Origin of the sequence: Streptomyces sp. SLBN-31 (genome assembly GCF_006715395.1) — a bacterium.
GTDB lineage: Bacteria > Actinomycetota > Actinomycetes > Streptomycetales > Streptomycetaceae > Streptomyces.
In genome coordinates this window covers 1,008,314-1,023,333 of record NZ_VFNC01000002.1, presented here as the reverse complement: position 1 = coordinate 1,023,333, position 15,020 = coordinate 1,008,314, and the positions used below count along the sequence as shown (strand labels likewise).

Below are 15,020 nucleotides of genomic sequence, written 5' to 3'. Positions count from 1 at the left end.
CGGAAGGCCGTCAGCTGCCGGTGCCGGTCCTGCCCCAGTCCGGGCCCGCCCGGTCCCAGGCCCGGTCCCAACGGGCGTAACGGCGAAGGACCATGCGCCAGAGGATCAATCGCCGGGTGCCCTCGACGGCGCCCGCGGTCAGCAGGGCGGCGCCGAATCCGGCGAGCACCGCGTGGGTCGTCGCCGTCGCCGGGTCCAGCGGACGGGCCACCAGCCGGCCGTGGGTGTCCGTCCATATCGTGAAGTGGTCGCCAGGGTGCGGGGACTTGAGGGCGGCCAGGGTCACGGCGTGGTGTGCGGTGCCGTCGGGGGCCGTCCAGTCGGCGAGGACGCGGCTGCGCAGGTCGCGCGCCGAGGAGGTCTCGGGGTCGGTGTCCAGCGGGGAGCGGTCGAGCTTGTGCACCACGGTGGCCGTGACCGCGTGACGCGCGGCGCGCTGATCGCGGACGGACTGCTGAAGGGAGTTCTGGGCGACGCGGCCGACGAGGGAGCCGACCACGGGCGCGGCGGCCAGGATCAGCAGCAGGGCGACCAGCGCCACCCACGCCTCGACCAGATCGCTCGTGCGGCGCAGCGGATTGTGCCGCCAGCGCCATAGTCCGCCGATCGCTCGCACCGTCCCGCACCCCCCTTCCCCACTCCGTGATAGCCCCTGGCGGAGTCGTCCACGGCCGGGCCCCGTCGAAGAGAGAGCGAAATCACCTCCGCGGGGCCTTTCATGGAGTTCTCACCGAACATGCAACGCCCGGCGCCCCGGCGCCGGTTCCCGGGGCGCGGGTGTTGGCCGGATCTTTCGTCGAGACCTGTCGGCGGGGCCTACTCGAGGATCGTGACAGCGTCGCCGGTCCGGATGGTGCCGCGCTCGAGGGGCACCAGGTTCTGGCCGAAGACCAGCTTGTTGCCCATCCGGCGGTGGCGTCCCAGCGTGCGCAGGGGCTCCTTGCCCACCTCGGCCGTGGACTGGTCGGTCGTCGTGACGACGCAGCGCCCGCACACCTTGGCGACCCGGAAGGTCACCTCCCCGACCGCGATGCGCGTCCAGTCGTCCTCGGCCCAGGCGGCGGTGCCGGAGACGACGAGGTTGGGCCGGAACCGGTTCATCGGCAGCGGGCCCTCGGCCTGATGCGGACCCTGCGCGATCAGGGAGTTGAGGGCGTCGAGGGAGGCGTCGGTGGTGAGCAGCAGGGGATAACCGTCCGCGAAGGTCACCGTCTCGCCCGGGAGCGCGAACTCCGGCTCGACGGGGCGGCGCACAGCCGGATCGTCCATGTGCACGAGGCGGGTCCCGGCGCCCAGGTACTCGCTGCACCAGGCGTGTGCGGCCGGCTGCTCCGCGAGGACGCCCTCCACCTTGTCACCGAAGATCTCCAACGTCACCGTGCCCTGCGGCCGCGGCACCGGCACCGTCAATGGGTCCATGCCCGGGGCGGACAGCCGGACGCCGCCGCCGGGCAGGAGCTCGGCGGCGGCCAGTGCGAGACGCGGTTGCTGACGTTGTGTGACGACCTTTCCCCCGTCGTCGATCAGCGCCCAGCGCCGATCCCCGGCCAGCCCCCAGGGCTCCACGACGGCCTCCCGGGGCGCGAGGCCCCGGAACGCCTTGACCGGATGAACGTGAATCGACCGCAGCCGCGCATTCCCCATGGGGCCATCGTGCCAGGCGGCGGCGACAGCGGGGAGAGCGGCTCAGTAGCCGCGGTACTGCTGCTGGTTGTACGGATCCTGGTAGGGGGCCGCAGGACGAGGAGCCGCGGGACGCATGGCCTCGTAGCCCGTGCCGGCCGCCATGGGGCGCTGCGGCTGCTGCTGGGGGCCGGGATAGCCGCGCGGCGCGGTGGCCTGCTGCGGGATGTAGGCGGCGGGCGCCTGTTGCAGCGGTGAGGGCTGCTGCGCCTGCGGGTAGCCGTAGGAGGGCTGGGACGGGCCCGCCGGGAGGGCGGGCAGGGCCGACGGCAGCGCGGGCAGATTGCTGCCCGGCATGTCGTAGGCGGCGGGGACCCTGATCGGAGCGATCTGCGGGGTACCCCGCTCGGCGACGAGCCTGTCGTAGATCGGAGTGTCCGGGAAGGCGGAGTAGTAACCGCCGCCATAAGTGGAGCGGGGGGAGGTCATGGCACATAAGTTAAGCCCACGATGTGCTGGTTGGGGAGACCGATAAGAAGGTTGTTTTCCGTGTCTGCAGTGGCCCGGGATGCCCAATGCGATCGAACGTGCCAAAAAGGGGCGCCGCGCGGGGCCGTGATCGGGTAAAGGCCGAGTTCCGGGCGGGTTACCGGCGGGTCGCGGAGGGTCTCGTCGCGCCCCGCATGGGAGTTCGCCGCCCTGAGGAATAGGTTGTGGGCAGACGGAGAACCCGAAGGCGGCTTCCGGGCGCGGAGCGGCGCTGTGACACGCGAGGGGGCGGACATGTCAATGCCCAAAGGATCGAATACTCCGGTGCCGACGACGGCGCTGCGGGTGGAATTGGGCTGGCGCTCCGGGCCCGGGGTCCCCGATGCGGACGCCTCGGCGCTGCTGCTGGTGGGCCGCAAGGTCCGCTCCGACAGCGACTTCGTCTTCTACAACCAGCCCACGCACGCTTCCGGGGCGGTGCGGCATGAGGGCAAGAGCGACGGCGGCGGCAGGATCACCGACACCCTCCTCGTCGACCTCGCGCGCGTGGAGGCGTCGATCGAGACCGTCGTCCTTGCCGCGTCCGCCGACGGCGGTACGTTCGGACAGGTCCCGGATCTCTATATCGAAGTCCGCGATGCCGGCTCCAATGCGGTCATCGCTCGATTCGACAGCACCGGCGCGAGTCTAGAAACCGCTTTCGTCCTGGGTGAGTTCTACCGTCGGCAGGGCGCGTGGAAATTCCGTGCGGTCGGCCAGGGATACAGCAGCGGACTGGAGGGCCTCGCCACGGACTTCGGCATCACCGTGGACGAACCCCAGCAGACCCCGTCCGCCGCCGCTCCCACGGCGCCCCCGGTCGACCGGCCGGCGACCGTTCCGCCGCCCGTGACGATGCCGGCGCCGGCCGGCCCCCCGGCCCCCGTCCAGCCCCCCGCGCCCCCCACCGCACCGGTCCGCCTGAGCAAAATCACCCTGACCAAGGCGGCCCCGGCGGTCTCCCTGACCAAACAGGGCGGCACCTCCGGCGCCATGCGCGTGAACCTCAACTGGGAGGTGCGCAAGCAGTTCTCGGGATGGGGCAGCAAGCGGGGCCGCGCGGTGGCGATGCACGCCGACCTCGATCTCGACCTGTGCGCACTGTACGAACTCACCGACGGCAGCAAGGGAGTCGTACAGGCACTCGGCAACGCCTTCGGTTCCCTGAACCGCCCGCCGTACATCCACCTCGACGGCGACGACCGCACCGGCGCCGTATCCAGCGGCGAGAACCTCACCGTCAACCTCGACCACAGGGCGAGCTTCCGGCGGATCCTCGTCTTCGTGACCATCTACGAGGGAGCGCGTTCCTTCGCCGACCTGCACGCCACGGTCACCCTTCAGCCGCAGTACGGCGCGGCGATCGACTTCTCGCTCGACGAGTGCACGGTCCCCTCCACCGTGTGCGCGCTCGCCCTGATCACCAACACCGGCGGCGATCTGATCGTCCAGCGCGAGGCCCGTTATCTGGTGCCCGAGCGCGGGGTGAGCCCCCAGCGCACCGTCGACTACGCCTACGGCTGGGGCATGAACTGGACCCCCGGCCGGAAGTGACCGCCCTGGGAGCCCTCAGAGAGTCCGCTCGTCCGCGACGGTGTCCGGGCGCGCGTACGTGCGGCCCTTCCAGGCCGCGCCCCGCCCGCGGTAGTGCTGCACCGCCGAGTCCATGGTCATCAGGAGGTACAGGCACGCGGTGAACGGCAGCAGCGGGGCGAGCCACAGCGGCTGGCGGTAGTAGCGGAGCATCGGCACGTACGTGCCCGTCATCACCAGCCAGGCGAGCCCGCCGAGGACGGCCGCCGCCGGGTGTCCCGCCACCAGCCCCGCGACCAGGGCCACCGGCGGCACCAGATAGACCACCAGCAGCCCGGCGACCGTCCCGAGCAGCAGCAGGGGATTGTGGCGCAGCTGGGCGTACGCGCTGCGCGACACCATCCGCCACAGGTCGTGCAGCCGTGGATAGGGCCGGACGCTGTCCACCTTCTCGGCCAGCCCCAGCCAGATGTGCCCGCCGGCGCCCTTCACCGTCCGCGCCAGCGCCACGTCGTCGATCACGGCATGCCGGATGGCGTCCGGGATCCGCGCCCGCTCGGCGGTGTCCGCACGCATCAGGACGCAGCCGCCCGCCGCGGCGGCCGTCCGCGCCCGCCGCCCGCCGATCCGGCGGAAGGGATACAGCTGCGCGAAGAAATAGACGAACGCCGGGACCACGAGCCGCTCCCACGCGCTCTCCACCCGCAGCCGGGCCATCTGCGACACCACGTCGAAGCCGCCGGTGCGCGCCGCCGCGACCAGCTCGCGCAGAGTGTCCGGCGCGTGCGCGATGTCGGCGTCCGTCAGCAGCAGGTACTCCGGTCCCCGCGCGCGTGCCAGACCGATGCCGTGCCGCACGGCCCACAGCTTGCCCGTCCAGCCGGCCGGCGGCTCGCCGGGGGAGCCCACGGTCAGGGGCAGCCCGCCGTGGGACTTGGCCAGTTCGCGGGCCAGTTCGCCCGTGCCGTCCGAGCTGCCGTCGTCGATCAGGAAGACCTCCGCCTGCCCGGGATAGTCCTGCGCGAGCAGAGAAGGCAGGGCGGCGGGCAGGACTGCCGCCTCGTCGCGAGCCGGGACGACGACGCACACCGGGGGCCAGTCGCCGGGATCCTGGCGGGGCGGCAGCCTGACGTCCGTGCGCCAGAAGAAGCCCTGACACAGCAGCAGCCACAGCCAGGCGGCGAGGGATACGGCGGCGGTCCACACGATGGCGCTCACCCGCGCAGTCTGCCCCACCCGACCGGCCCCGAACGGCTCATCGTCTATCGTGGCCGGGTGAAGATCGCGCTCATGGACTCCGGAATCGGTCTGCTTCCCGCCGCCGCCGTGGCGCGCCGTCTGCGGCCCGACGCCGACCTCGTCCTGTCCTGGGACCCGGACGGGATGCCCTGGGGACCGCGCACGCCGGAGGACATCACCGAGCGGGCCCTGGCCGTCGCCGGAGCGGCCGCGGAGCACGACCCGGACGTGCTGATCGTCGCCTGCAACACCGCCTCCGTGCACTCGCTGCCCGCGCTGCGCGCCCGCTTCGAGCCGAAGCTGCCGATCATCGGCACCGTGCCCGCGATCAAGCCCGCCGCGGCGGGCGGCGGCCCCGTCGCGATCTGGGCGACGCCCGCCACCACCGGCAGCCCCTACCAGCGGGGCCTCATCCAGGAGTTCGCGGCCGGCGTGGACGTCACCGAGGTGCCCTGCCCCGGGCTGGCGGACGCCGTGCACCACGCCGACGACGCGGCGATCGAGGCCGCCGTCGCCGCGGCCGCCGCGCGCACCCCGCGGGACGTCACCACCCTCGTCCTGGGCTGCACCAACTACGAGCTGGTCGCCGAGCGCATCCGCACAGCGGTTCAGCGGCCGGGCGAGCCGCCGCTCATCCTGCACGGCACCGCCGGCGCGGTGGTCGCCCAGGCGCTGCGCCGGATCGGCGCGCAGCCCGACCCCGAGGCCGACGTCGACGGCTCGCTGACGGTGCTGCTCAGCGGACGGCGGGCCGAGCTGCCCGCGACGGCGCTGAGGTACGAGGAGGGACGTTTCCTCCAGGCGGTCAGCACCGCGCCGTGACCGGCCGGTGCCCGGTCGGCGCAGTCACTGTCCGCGACCCGGTACCACCGCTGCGAAACCTGGGTAACCTCATCGGTATGAGGGACCACCCCCACGACGAGAGCCCCCCGCACCCCGACGTCTGGACCGGACGTGCCACCAACCGCGCCCAGTGGCTGCTGGCGCTCGGCGGCGCGGCCTTCATGGCGCTCGGCGTCGAGCTGGCCGTCGACTCGGCCTGGACCTCCGGCATCGCCCCGCTGGTCATGTCCGTCGTCGGCTGCATCGCGGCCGGGCTGCTGGTCCTGTTCGGCACGCTCGCCTTCGTGCACGTGGACCTGAAGCTCGACAAGGAGTCCCTCGAGGTGCGCTGCGGCCACATCGGCGTGCCGCGCCGCCGCATCCCCCTCGACCACGTGGCCGGCGCCGAGTTCGCCCCGCACGTCACTCCGCGCCAGTGGGGCGGCTGGGGCTACCGCTGGCGGCCCGAGAAGGGCACCGCGGTCGTCGTACGCCGGGGCGAGGGCGTCGTCCTGCAACTGTGGGACGGCCACACCTTCACGATCACTGTGGACAACGCCGAGACCGCCGTACGGGTCATCAGGGCCCGCCTCCGCCCGGGCACACCGGGCAGGGCCCACTGACGGAGGGGCGGCGGGGTAAGCCGGTCGGACGTCGCAGGCTCTGAAGCCCGGATCTGTCGGTGCCGCCGCGGAAGGCCAGGGCATGCGCTGGCACGGCAGCCCGGAGATCTCGCGGCGCAGCCCGGTCGGTCCGCGGCTAGCTCTCTGTACGAGTCCTCGCGGGGAATGCCGGACGGTCGGCGGCGGGCCTGTGCTGGGACGGACCTGTTGGCCTGGCCGTGGCGGGCTCCGGCACGGCAGCCCGGAGATCTCGCGGCGCAGCCCGGTCGGTCCGCGGCTAGCTCTCTGTACGAGTCCTCGCGGGGAATGCCGGACGGTCGGCGGCAGCCCTGTGCTGGGACGGACCTGTTGGCCTGGCCGTGGCGGGCGGGTGCCGGCGCGGCGGCCCGGAGATCTTGCGGTGCGGCCCGGTCGGTCCGCGGCGCGGCTCTCTGTGCGAGTCCTCGCGGGGTATGCGGGACGGTCGGCGGCGGCCCTGTGCTGGGACGGACCTGTTGGCCTGGCCGTGGCCGGCCAGGCGGCGGGTGTTCCGCCCGCGGCCCGGAATCCGCATGGCGGCGCCCGGTCGTGCCACCGCACGATCCCTCTGAGCGGGGCCTCGCGGCGTACGCCGGACACTCCGTCGTCGGCGCCCCGGCGGGCACCGGGCCCGCGGCCCGGAATCCATGCGGCGCCGCCCGGTCGCTCCGCTGCTGCCCTCGCGGAGGCAGTCGGTGTCCCGAAGTGCGTCGTACCGACCGCCGTCTCACGGGGTCAGTCGGTCATCCCGCTCGCGGGCGCGGGTCTCGTGGCCCGGGGAGTCGTCGGTGAGGGGCCGGGCGGTGGCCAGGCCCGCCAGGAGGCCCGCACCGACCGAGACGGCGGTGAAGCTCAGCGCGTTGCCGACCGAGGCGATCGCGGCGAGCAGCGTGAGCGCCGCGCCCGCCGTGAGCACGACCGGGGTGGGGCGCGGAGAGCGCCACAGCGTGTACAGCAGCCACCCGAACACGGCCGCCAGCAGCAGTACCCCGACGACTCCCTGCTCCGCCGCCTGTTGCAACAGCGCCGAGTGCGGCTTGCCGTCGGGGAACAGGGTGCGGCTCGCCGTGGGACTCACCTCGCCGAAGCGGCCCGGCCCGACTCCGAGGGCCGCGTTGTCGCGGGACAGGCGCAGGGCGTCGTGCCACAGCCGCAGCCGGTGCGGCGTCAGCTCGCCCCGCAACGCCGCGGTCAGCCCGCCGGGCAGCGAGCCGGCGGCGACCGCCCAGGTGAGCAGGCCCACCGCGACGGCACCGAGCGCCAGACCGGCCATCCCCAGGGCGCGACGGCGCATCCGGCCGGCGGCGAGCGAGCACAGCAGTACGGCCGTACAGCCGACGAAACCACTCACCGACCCCAGCACCGGCGCGGCCACCACGATCCCGGCCGCCAGCGCGCCCAGCGCGAACCGCAGGGTCGGTGACCTGGCCTCCCACGCGGCACAGCACGCGGCACCGGTGCAGAGGGTGAGCAGGGCGGCCGTACCGCCGGCGTGTCCGAGCGGCGCGTCGATCTGCGGGCCGGCCGCTAGGCGTGGCACCACCAGCATCAGCACGAGCCCGGCGAGCACGCCCGCGCACAGCGCCGCGACCGGCAGCAGGGCGCCGCAGATCCGGCCCGCGGCGTAGCCGGCCGCCACGGCCAGCACCGCCAGCAGCACGCCCTCCGGGCGCCCGTCGTGCGCGGTCGCCGTGATCAGCGACCAGGTCGCGCAGCCGCCCAGCGCGACCACGCCCGCCGCGTCCGAAACGTTTCGTCTGTCGCCGTCCTCCCCAGGACCGGCGACGGACGTCGTCCCCGTGGAACCCACCCCGCCCCCCACACCCGACCGAAGCCCCCCGACCTCGCACGACCCGCCCGTCGAGGCCGTGACCGGCCGGGCGACTGTGGCTGGGCACACCGTAACCGCTGATGGACGTTTTGTGGATGAGTTGGACCGAGATGCGCAGGAACAGTGGGGCGGCCGGTTCCCGCGGGCCCGTGTGCTGCCATGTGGACCGCGCTGTCCCGGCCAAGGTCACCCGCCGTACACTCCCCGAGTGACCGTCACCGCAACTTCCGTGGACGAGTCGGACCAGTTGCAGCCGCGGACCGCGCCCTCCTCGCGCGCGGCGCGCCTCGTACGCCTCGTTCCGGCCCTCGCCGCCGCACTCTGCGGAGTGCTGCTCTACGTCAGTTTCCCGCCGCGCCCGCTGTGGTGGCTGGCGCTGCCGGCCTTCGCCGGTTTCGGCTGGGTGCTGCGCGGCCGCGGCTGGAAGGCGGGTCTCGGCCTCGGCTACCTCTTCGGCCTCGGCTTCCTGCTGCCCCTGCTGGTGTGGACCGGCGTGGAGGTCGGGCCCGTGCCGTGGATCGCCCTGGCCGCGATCGAGGCGATGTTCATCGCGCTGGTCGGCGCGGGCGTCGCCGCGGTGTCCAGACTGCCCGCCTGGCCGCTGTGGGCGGCGGCGGTGTGGATCGCGGGCGAGGCCGCACGCGCACGCGTGCCCTTCCACGGCTTCCCCTGGGGCAAGCTCGCCTTCGGCCAGGCCGACGGAGTGTTCCTGCCGCTCGCCGCGGTGGGCGGCACCCCGGTGCTGGGCTTCGCGGTCGTCCTGTGCGGCTTCGGCCTGTACGAGGTCGTACGCCTGGCCCTGGACGCGCGGCGCACCCGGGAGATCCGGCGGTCGGCCGCGGCCGTGGCCCTGCTGAGCGTGGCCGTGCCGGTGGCGGGCGCGGTGGCCGCCCGTGCTCTGGTCAGCGACAAGGCGCAGGACGGCTACACGACCGTCGCGCTCATCCAGGGCAACGTGCCCCGCTCCGGGCTGGAGTTCAACGCGCAGCGCAGGGCGGTGCTCGACTACCACGCGCGCGAGACCGAGCGCCTGGCCGCCGAGGTCAAGGCCGGCAAGATCGCCAGGCCCGACCTCGTACTGTGGCCGGAGAACTCCTCCGACGTCGATCCCTTCGCCAACGCCGACGCCTACGCCGTCATCGACCACGCCGCCAAGGCGATCGGCGCGCCCGTCTCGGTCGGCGGCGTCGTCGCCCGGGACGGCAAGCTGTGGAACGAGCAGATCCTCTGGGACCCGAAGAAGGGCCCGACCGACACCTACGACAAGCGGCAGATCCAGCCGTTCGGTGAGTACCTGCCGCTGCGCGGACTGATCGGCGCGATCAACGGCAACTGGACCTCGATGGTCCGCCAGGACTTCAGCCGGGGCAGCAAGCCGGGCGTGTTCACCATGGACCACGCCAAGGTCGGCCTGGTCACCTGCTACGAGGCCGCCTTCGACTGGGCCGTGCGCTCCGAGGTCACCGACGGCGCGCAGCTGATCTCCGTGCCCAGCAACAACGCGACCTTCGACCGCAGCGAGATGACCTACCAGCAGCTCGCCATGTCGCGCGTCCGCGCCGTCGAGCACAGCCGCACCGTGACCGTGCCCGTCACCAGCGGCGTCAGCGCGGTCATCATGCCGGACGGGCGGATCACCCAGAAGACCGGCATGTTCGTCCACGCCCACCTGGTGCAGAAGGTGCCCCTGCGGTCCTCCGAGACGCCCGCCACCCGGCTGGGCATCCTCCCGGAGATGGCCCTCGTGCTGGTCGCCGCCGGCGGTCTCGGCTGGGCGGTCGGCGCGGCGGTGCGTGGGCGGCGCGCGGGGGACGCGTAGCAGCGGTACGCGAGGGCCGTGCAGCCGTACGCGGGGCTGTGTAGCGGTACGCCGGGCCCACGCCCCCTGGGGTACGCCGGGACGCCGGCACCGGCCCTTTAGGGTCGGTGCCATGACGACTCCTGACTTCATCCGCGAGATCCGGGCCACCGCCGGCCACCAACTGCTCTGGCTCCCCGGCGTCAGTGCCGTCGTCCTCGACGACGAGGGCCGCGTGCTGCTCGGACAGCGCGCCGACAACCACAGGTGGGCGCTGATCTCCGGTATCCCGGACCCCGGCGAGCAGCCCGCCGCCGCCGTCGTGCGGGAGGTGGAGGAGGAGACCGGCGTCCGCGTCGCCGTCGAGCGGCTGGTCTCGGTGCGCTCCAGCAGGCAGGTCACCTACCCCAACGGTGACGTCTGCCAGTTCATGGACCTCTGCTTCCGCTGCCGCGTCCTGAGCGGCGAGGCGCGGGTGAACGACGACGAGTCGCTGGCCGTCGGCTGGTTCCCCCTGGACGAGCTGCCGGATATGACCGAGTTCCACTACTTCCGCATCAAGCAGGCCCTGTCCGACGAACCCACATGGTTCGACCCCACGGCGCCCCAATGAAGTATGTGCTTTGACCACATGTGGCGGGGGCACAGCGCTGCCTAGGGTCGTGCCATGACCCCGACCGGTGCCCTCCCGCCCCCACATGCCCTCGCCCTCGACCTCGGCGGTCGCACCGCCCTCGTCACCGGCGCCGCCAGTGGTATCGGCCGCGCCTGTGCGCTGCGGCTCGCGGCCGCCGGGGCCAAGGTCAGAGCCGTCGACCGGGACGCCGAAGGACTGGAGTCCCTGGCCCAGGAGGCCGCGGGACTCATGGGCGGCATCGAACCGCACGTCCTCGACCTCACCGACCTCGACGCCGCCGAACACGCGGCCGCGGGCACCGACGTCCTCGTCAACAACGCCGGCCTGCAGCTCGTCCGCCCCATCGAGGAGTTCCCGCCCGACGTCTTCCACACCGTGCTCACGGTCATGCTGGAGGCGCCCTTCCGGCTGATCCGCGGCGCCCTGCCGCACATGTACGGGCAGGGGTGGGGCCGCGTCGTCAACGTGTCCTCCGTCCACGGGCTGCGTGCCTCGCCCTACAAGTCCGCCTACGTGGCCGCCAAGCACGGCCTGGAGGGCCTGTCCAAGACCGCCGCCCTGGAAGGCGCCCCCCACGGGGTCACCTCGAACTGTGTGAACCCGGGCTATGTGCGCACCCCCCTCGTCGAACGGCAGCTGGCCGACCAGGCCCAGGCGCACGGCATCCCCGAGGAGCGTGTCCTGACCGAGGTGCTGCTGCAGGACAGCGCGGTGAAACGCCTCGTCGAACCGGCGGAGGTCGCCGAGGCCGTGGCGTATCTGTGCGGACCGCAGGCGTCCTTCGTCACGGGCACCTCGCTCGTCCTCGACGGCGGCTGGACCGCCCACTGATCCGGCGTACACCTGTGCGAAGAGGAGTTGTCCACAGGGCTGACGGGGCGGCCGTGGGATGGGGAATCCTGTGAGCATGTCCCGCGATCACGTGCAGTCCGCCGAGCGCTCCGCCGCCGAAGCGCCGCCCGCCGCGCTCACCGGCGTCGAGACGCCGTTCCTGGAGCTGCTGGCCAGGGGAGCGTCGGCCGACGCCTACGAGCAGCCGGTGCTGCTGGCACGCGCCGAGGGACGACCGGCCGAGACGATCGGCGCCCTGGAGCGGGCCAAGTTGCTCGCGCTGCGGGTGCGCGCGGAGCTGGAGGGTCGGCGCCGCCGCGAGGCCGAGCTGTCCGCGCTCTTCGAGACCGCCCACGACCTGGCCGGACTGCGCGACCTGGACGCGGTCCTCAGGGCGATCGTGCAGCGCGCCCGCTCCCTGCTGGGCACGGACGTCGCCTACCTCAGCCTGAACGACCCCGAGCGCGGCGACACCTACATGCGGGTGACCGAGGGCTCGGTCGCCGCCCGCTTCCAGCAGCTGCGGCTCGGCATGGGCGAGGGGCTCGGCGGGCTGGTGGCCCAGACGGCCCGCCCCTACGTCACGGACGACTACTTCAAGGACGGCCGCTTCCAGCACACCCGCACGATCGACGCCGGAGTCCGCGACGAGGGTCTGGTCGCCATTCTCGGCGTCCCCCTGATGCTGGGCCATCACGTGATCGGCGTGCTCTTCGCCGCCGACCGGCGCGCCCGCGTCTTCGAACGCGAACAGATCGCCCTGCTGGGCTCCTTCGCCGCCCTGGCCGCGGCCGCCATCGACACCGCCAACCTCCTCACCGAGACCCGCTCGGCCCTCGCCGGCCTGGAGCGGGCCAACGAGATCATCCGGGACCGCAGCGCGGTCATCGAGCGCGCCTCCGACGTCCACGACCGGCTCGCCGAGCTCGTGCTGCGCGGCGGCGGGGTGCACGACGTGGCCGCGGCCGTCTCCCAGGTCCTCGACGGCACGGTCGAGTTCACCGAAGCCGCCGACACGGCCGCGGCACCCCTGGAGGCCTCCCGGGCGGAGGGCCACGCCGTACGGCACGAGGACGACTGGATCGCCGCCGTCACCGCCGGCGGCGAACTGCTCGGCGCTCTCGTGCTGCGCGGCCACCCCGGCCTCGACCCCGTCGACCAGCTCACCCTGGAGCGGGCCGCGATGGTCACCTCGCTGCTCCTGCTGGCCAGACGCTCGGCCGCCGACGCCGAGCAGCGCGTCCGCGGCGAACTCCTGGACGACCTGCTCGACGCCCGCGACCGCGATCCGCGGCTGCTGCGCGAGCGCGCCTCCCGGCTGCACGCCGACCTCGACTCCACCCATGTCGTCCTCGCCGCGCGTCTCGACGGCCCCGCCGCCGACGCCGAGCAGGAGGCCGCCGCCCGCAGACGCCTGGGGGCCGCAGCCTCCCACCTCGCCGCGACCCGGCACGGCCTGGCCGCCGCCCGCGACGGCGGCACCGTCCTGCTGCTGCCCCTCACCGGCGACGACACCGCGACCGGCCTGGCCCGCCGCACCGCCCGCCACCTGGGCACCGCCGTCCACGAACCGGTCACCGTCGGCGCCTCCGCCCCCGTCCGGGACCTCGCCGCCCACCCCGACCACGTGGCCGCCGGCTACGCCGAGGGCCGCCGCTGCCTGGAGGCCCTGCGCCTGCTGGGCCGCGCCGGCGACGGCGCCGCCGCGGAGGACTTCGGCTTCCTCGGCCTGCTGCTCGCCGGCGACCGGGACATCGCCGGCTTCGTCGATCGCACCATAGGCCAGGTGGTCGCCTACGACGAACGCCGCGGCACCGACCTGGTGCGCACCCTGGACGCCTACTTCACCTGCGGCATGAGCCCGGCCCGCACCAAGGACGCGCTGCACGTCCACGTCAACACCGTCGCCCAGCGCCTGGAGCGCGTCGGCAGACTCCTCGGCGACGACTGGCAGGACCCCGCCCGCGCCCTGGAGATCCAACTCGCCCTGCGGCTGCACCGGTTGTCCGCACCGGCACAGCACTGACCCCCGTACGCGCGGGCGTACGGGGACCGGTGCCGAGCCCGCTCAGACGGTGCGCGCGTCCGCCGCGGGCACCGCCGTGGTCTCCGCGTCCACGGACGGCTCGACGTCGGCCAGGTCCCGGTGACGGGTCTCCTTGGCCGCGAGCACGGCGATCACCGTCAGGGCCGCCGCGGCGACGACGTACAGCGCGATCGGGGTGGAGCTGTCGTAGTCGGCCAGCAGCGCGGTGGCGATCAGCGGGGCCGGCGCGCCCGCGGCGACCGAGGCGAACTGGGCGCCGATGGAGGCACCCGAGTAGCGCATCCGGGTCGCGAACATCTCGGCGAAGAAGGCCGCCTGGGGAGCGTACATGGCCCCGTGCAGGACCAGGCCCACGGTGACGGCGAGTACCAGGGCGCCGAAGCCGCCGGTGTCGACGAGGGAGAAGAAGGGGAACATCCACAGCCCGACGCCGACCGCGCCCAGCAGGTACACCGGCCGCCGTCCGATCCGGTCCGACAGCGCGCCCCACGCCGGGATGACCGCGAAGTGCACGGCCGAGGCGATGAGCACCGCGTTCAGCGCTGTCTGCTTGGACACGCCGGCCGAGGTGGTGGCGTAGACGAGGATGAACGCGGTGATGACGTAGTAGCTGATGTTCTCGGCCATGCGGGCGCCCATCGCGACCAGCACGTCCCGCCAGTGGTGACGCAGCACGGACACCAGCGGCAGCTTCTCCGCCTCACCGCCCCGGGCCGCCTTGCGGGCCTCCGCCTGCGCCAACGCCTCCTTGAAGACGGGCGACTCGTCGACCGACAACCGGATCCACAGACCGACGACCACCAGGACCCCGGAGAGCAGGAACGGAATCCGCCAGCCCCACGATCCGAAGGCGGCGTCCGTCAACAGGGCCGTCAGCAGGGACAGCACACCGGTGGCCAGCAACTGCCCTGCGGGCGCCCCCGTCTGCGGCCACGACGCCCAGAAGCCGCGCCGCCGCGCGTCGCCGTGCTCCGACACCAGCAGCACCGCGCCGCCCCACTCACCGCCGAGCGCGAATCCCTGGACCAGCCGCAGCGTGGTCAGCAGCACGGGAGCCGCGCCGCCGACGGTCGCGTGCGTGGGCAGCAGACCGATCGCGAAGGTCGCCCCGCCCATCATCAGCAGACTCAGCACCAGCAGCTTCTTGCGCCCGATCCGGTCCCCGTAGTGCCCGAAGACCAGGGCGCCCAGCGGCCGGGCGGCGAATCCTACGGCGTACGTCAGGAACGACAGCAGCGTGCCGACCAGCGGGTCGGAGTCCGGGAAGAACAGCTTGTTGAAGACGAGCGCGGCGGCGGAACCGTAGAGGAAGAAGTCGTACCACTCGATCGTGGTGCCGATCAGGCTGGCGGCGACGATGCGCTTGAGGCTGGCGGGGGTCGGTGGAGCGGATGCTGCTGCGGAGGCCATGTGCGCCACTTCCTCGTGTGCGATGGGGACGGGTACGTGTCGGCACACCGTAGGAAGACGCACGTCGGGCGCACATGTGG

The 15,020-nt window shown here is 73.3% G+C and carries 13 protein-coding genes; 7 read left to right on the top strand and 6 right to left on the bottom strand.

Annotated elements, in window-relative coordinates; translation table 11 throughout:
• Positions 1-10: 10 nt before the first annotated feature.
• The 3 genes from FBY22_RS24660 to FBY22_RS24650 all read right to left on the bottom strand — a co-directional run bounded on the left by FBY22_RS24660 (position 11) and on the right by FBY22_RS24650 (position 2,112).
• Positions 11-616 carry a hypothetical protein gene (locus FBY22_RS24660; RefSeq protein ID WP_142149413.1) on the bottom strand — a complete coding sequence of 202 codons (606 nt, stop codon included), beginning with the start codon at positions 614-616 and terminating at the stop codon, positions 11-13.
• A 200-nt stretch (positions 617-816) separates the two neighbouring features.
• The gene (locus tag FBY22_RS24655) at positions 817-1,644 is read right to left on the bottom strand and encodes an MOSC domain-containing protein (protein ID WP_142149411.1); all 828 of its coding nucleotides are present in this window, start codon (positions 1,642-1,644) and stop codon (positions 817-819) included.
• A 42-nt stretch (positions 1,645-1,686) separates the two neighbouring features.
• Positions 1,687-2,112, bottom strand: coding sequence for a DUF6643 family protein (locus tag FBY22_RS24650; protein WP_058927034.1), 426 nt, complete (start codon positions 2,110-2,112; stop codon positions 1,687-1,689).
• A 300-nt stretch (positions 2,113-2,412) separates the two neighbouring features.
• On the opposite strand from FBY22_RS24650, the gene FBY22_RS24645 reads away from it, so the two are divergent.
• Positions 2,413-3,705, top strand: a complete 1,293-nt coding sequence (locus tag FBY22_RS24645; protein ID WP_142152498.1) for a TerD family protein — start codon at positions 2,413-2,415, stop codon at positions 3,703-3,705.
• A 15-nt stretch (positions 3,706-3,720) separates the two neighbouring features.
• On the opposite strand, the gene FBY22_RS24640 is transcribed toward FBY22_RS24645, so the two are convergent.
• The gene (locus FBY22_RS24640; protein WP_142149409.1) at positions 3,721-4,920 is read right to left on the bottom strand and encodes a glycosyltransferase; all 1,200 of its coding nucleotides are present in this window, start codon (positions 4,918-4,920) and stop codon (positions 3,721-3,723) included.
• A gap of 39 nt (positions 4,921-4,959) precedes the next feature.
• Here FBY22_RS24640 and FBY22_RS24635 point away from each other — a divergent pair, with 39 nt between their 5' ends.
• Together FBY22_RS24635 and FBY22_RS24630 are read left to right on the top strand one after the other, a co-directional pair.
• Entirely contained in the window at positions 4,960-5,745 is a 786-nt protein-coding gene (locus tag FBY22_RS24635) for a glutamate racemase (protein ID WP_142149407.1), read from the top strand.
• 77 nt (positions 5,746-5,822) lie between these two features.
• Positions 5,823-6,368: a hypothetical protein gene (locus FBY22_RS24630; protein ID WP_142149405.1), complete on the top strand. Its 546-nt coding sequence runs from the start codon at positions 5,823-5,825 to the stop codon at positions 6,366-6,368.
• A gap of 745 nt (positions 6,369-7,113) precedes the next feature.
• On the opposite strand, the gene FBY22_RS24625 is transcribed toward FBY22_RS24630, so the two are convergent.
• Positions 7,114-8,196, bottom strand: a complete 1,083-nt coding sequence (locus FBY22_RS24625) for an O-antigen ligase (protein WP_142149403.1) — start codon at positions 8,194-8,196, stop codon at positions 7,114-7,116.
• A gap of 229 nt (positions 8,197-8,425) precedes the next feature.
• Between FBY22_RS24625 and lnt the strand changes: the two genes are divergently transcribed.
• From lnt to FBY22_RS24605, 4 genes are all read left to right on the top strand, one after another.
• On the top strand, positions 8,426-10,036 hold the full coding sequence (lnt, locus tag FBY22_RS24620; RefSeq protein WP_142149401.1) for an apolipoprotein N-acyltransferase: 1,611 nt from the start codon (positions 8,426-8,428) through the stop codon (positions 10,034-10,036).
• A gap of 112 nt (positions 10,037-10,148) precedes the next feature.
• Positions 10,149-10,628: an NUDIX domain-containing protein gene (locus FBY22_RS24615; protein ID WP_142149399.1), complete on the top strand. Its 480-nt coding sequence runs from the start codon at positions 10,149-10,151 to the stop codon at positions 10,626-10,628.
• A 54-nt stretch (positions 10,629-10,682) separates the two neighbouring features.
• On the top strand, positions 10,683-11,483 hold the full coding sequence (locus FBY22_RS24610) for a 3-hydroxybutyrate dehydrogenase (RefSeq protein ID WP_142149397.1): 801 nt from the start codon (positions 10,683-10,685) through the stop codon (positions 11,481-11,483).
• Positions 11,484-11,559: 76 nt separating this feature from the next.
• Positions 11,560-13,509, top strand: coding sequence for a GAF domain-containing protein (locus tag FBY22_RS24605; RefSeq protein WP_174267255.1), 1,950 nt, complete (start codon positions 11,560-11,562; stop codon positions 13,507-13,509).
• Between the two features lie 42 nt (positions 13,510-13,551).
• Here the strand turns inward: FBY22_RS24605 and FBY22_RS24600 are convergent, their stop codons facing one another.
• Entirely contained in the window at positions 13,552-14,940 is a 1,389-nt protein-coding gene (locus tag FBY22_RS24600; RefSeq protein WP_142149395.1) for an MFS transporter, read from the bottom strand.
• Positions 14,941-15,020: the final 80 nt, after the last annotated feature.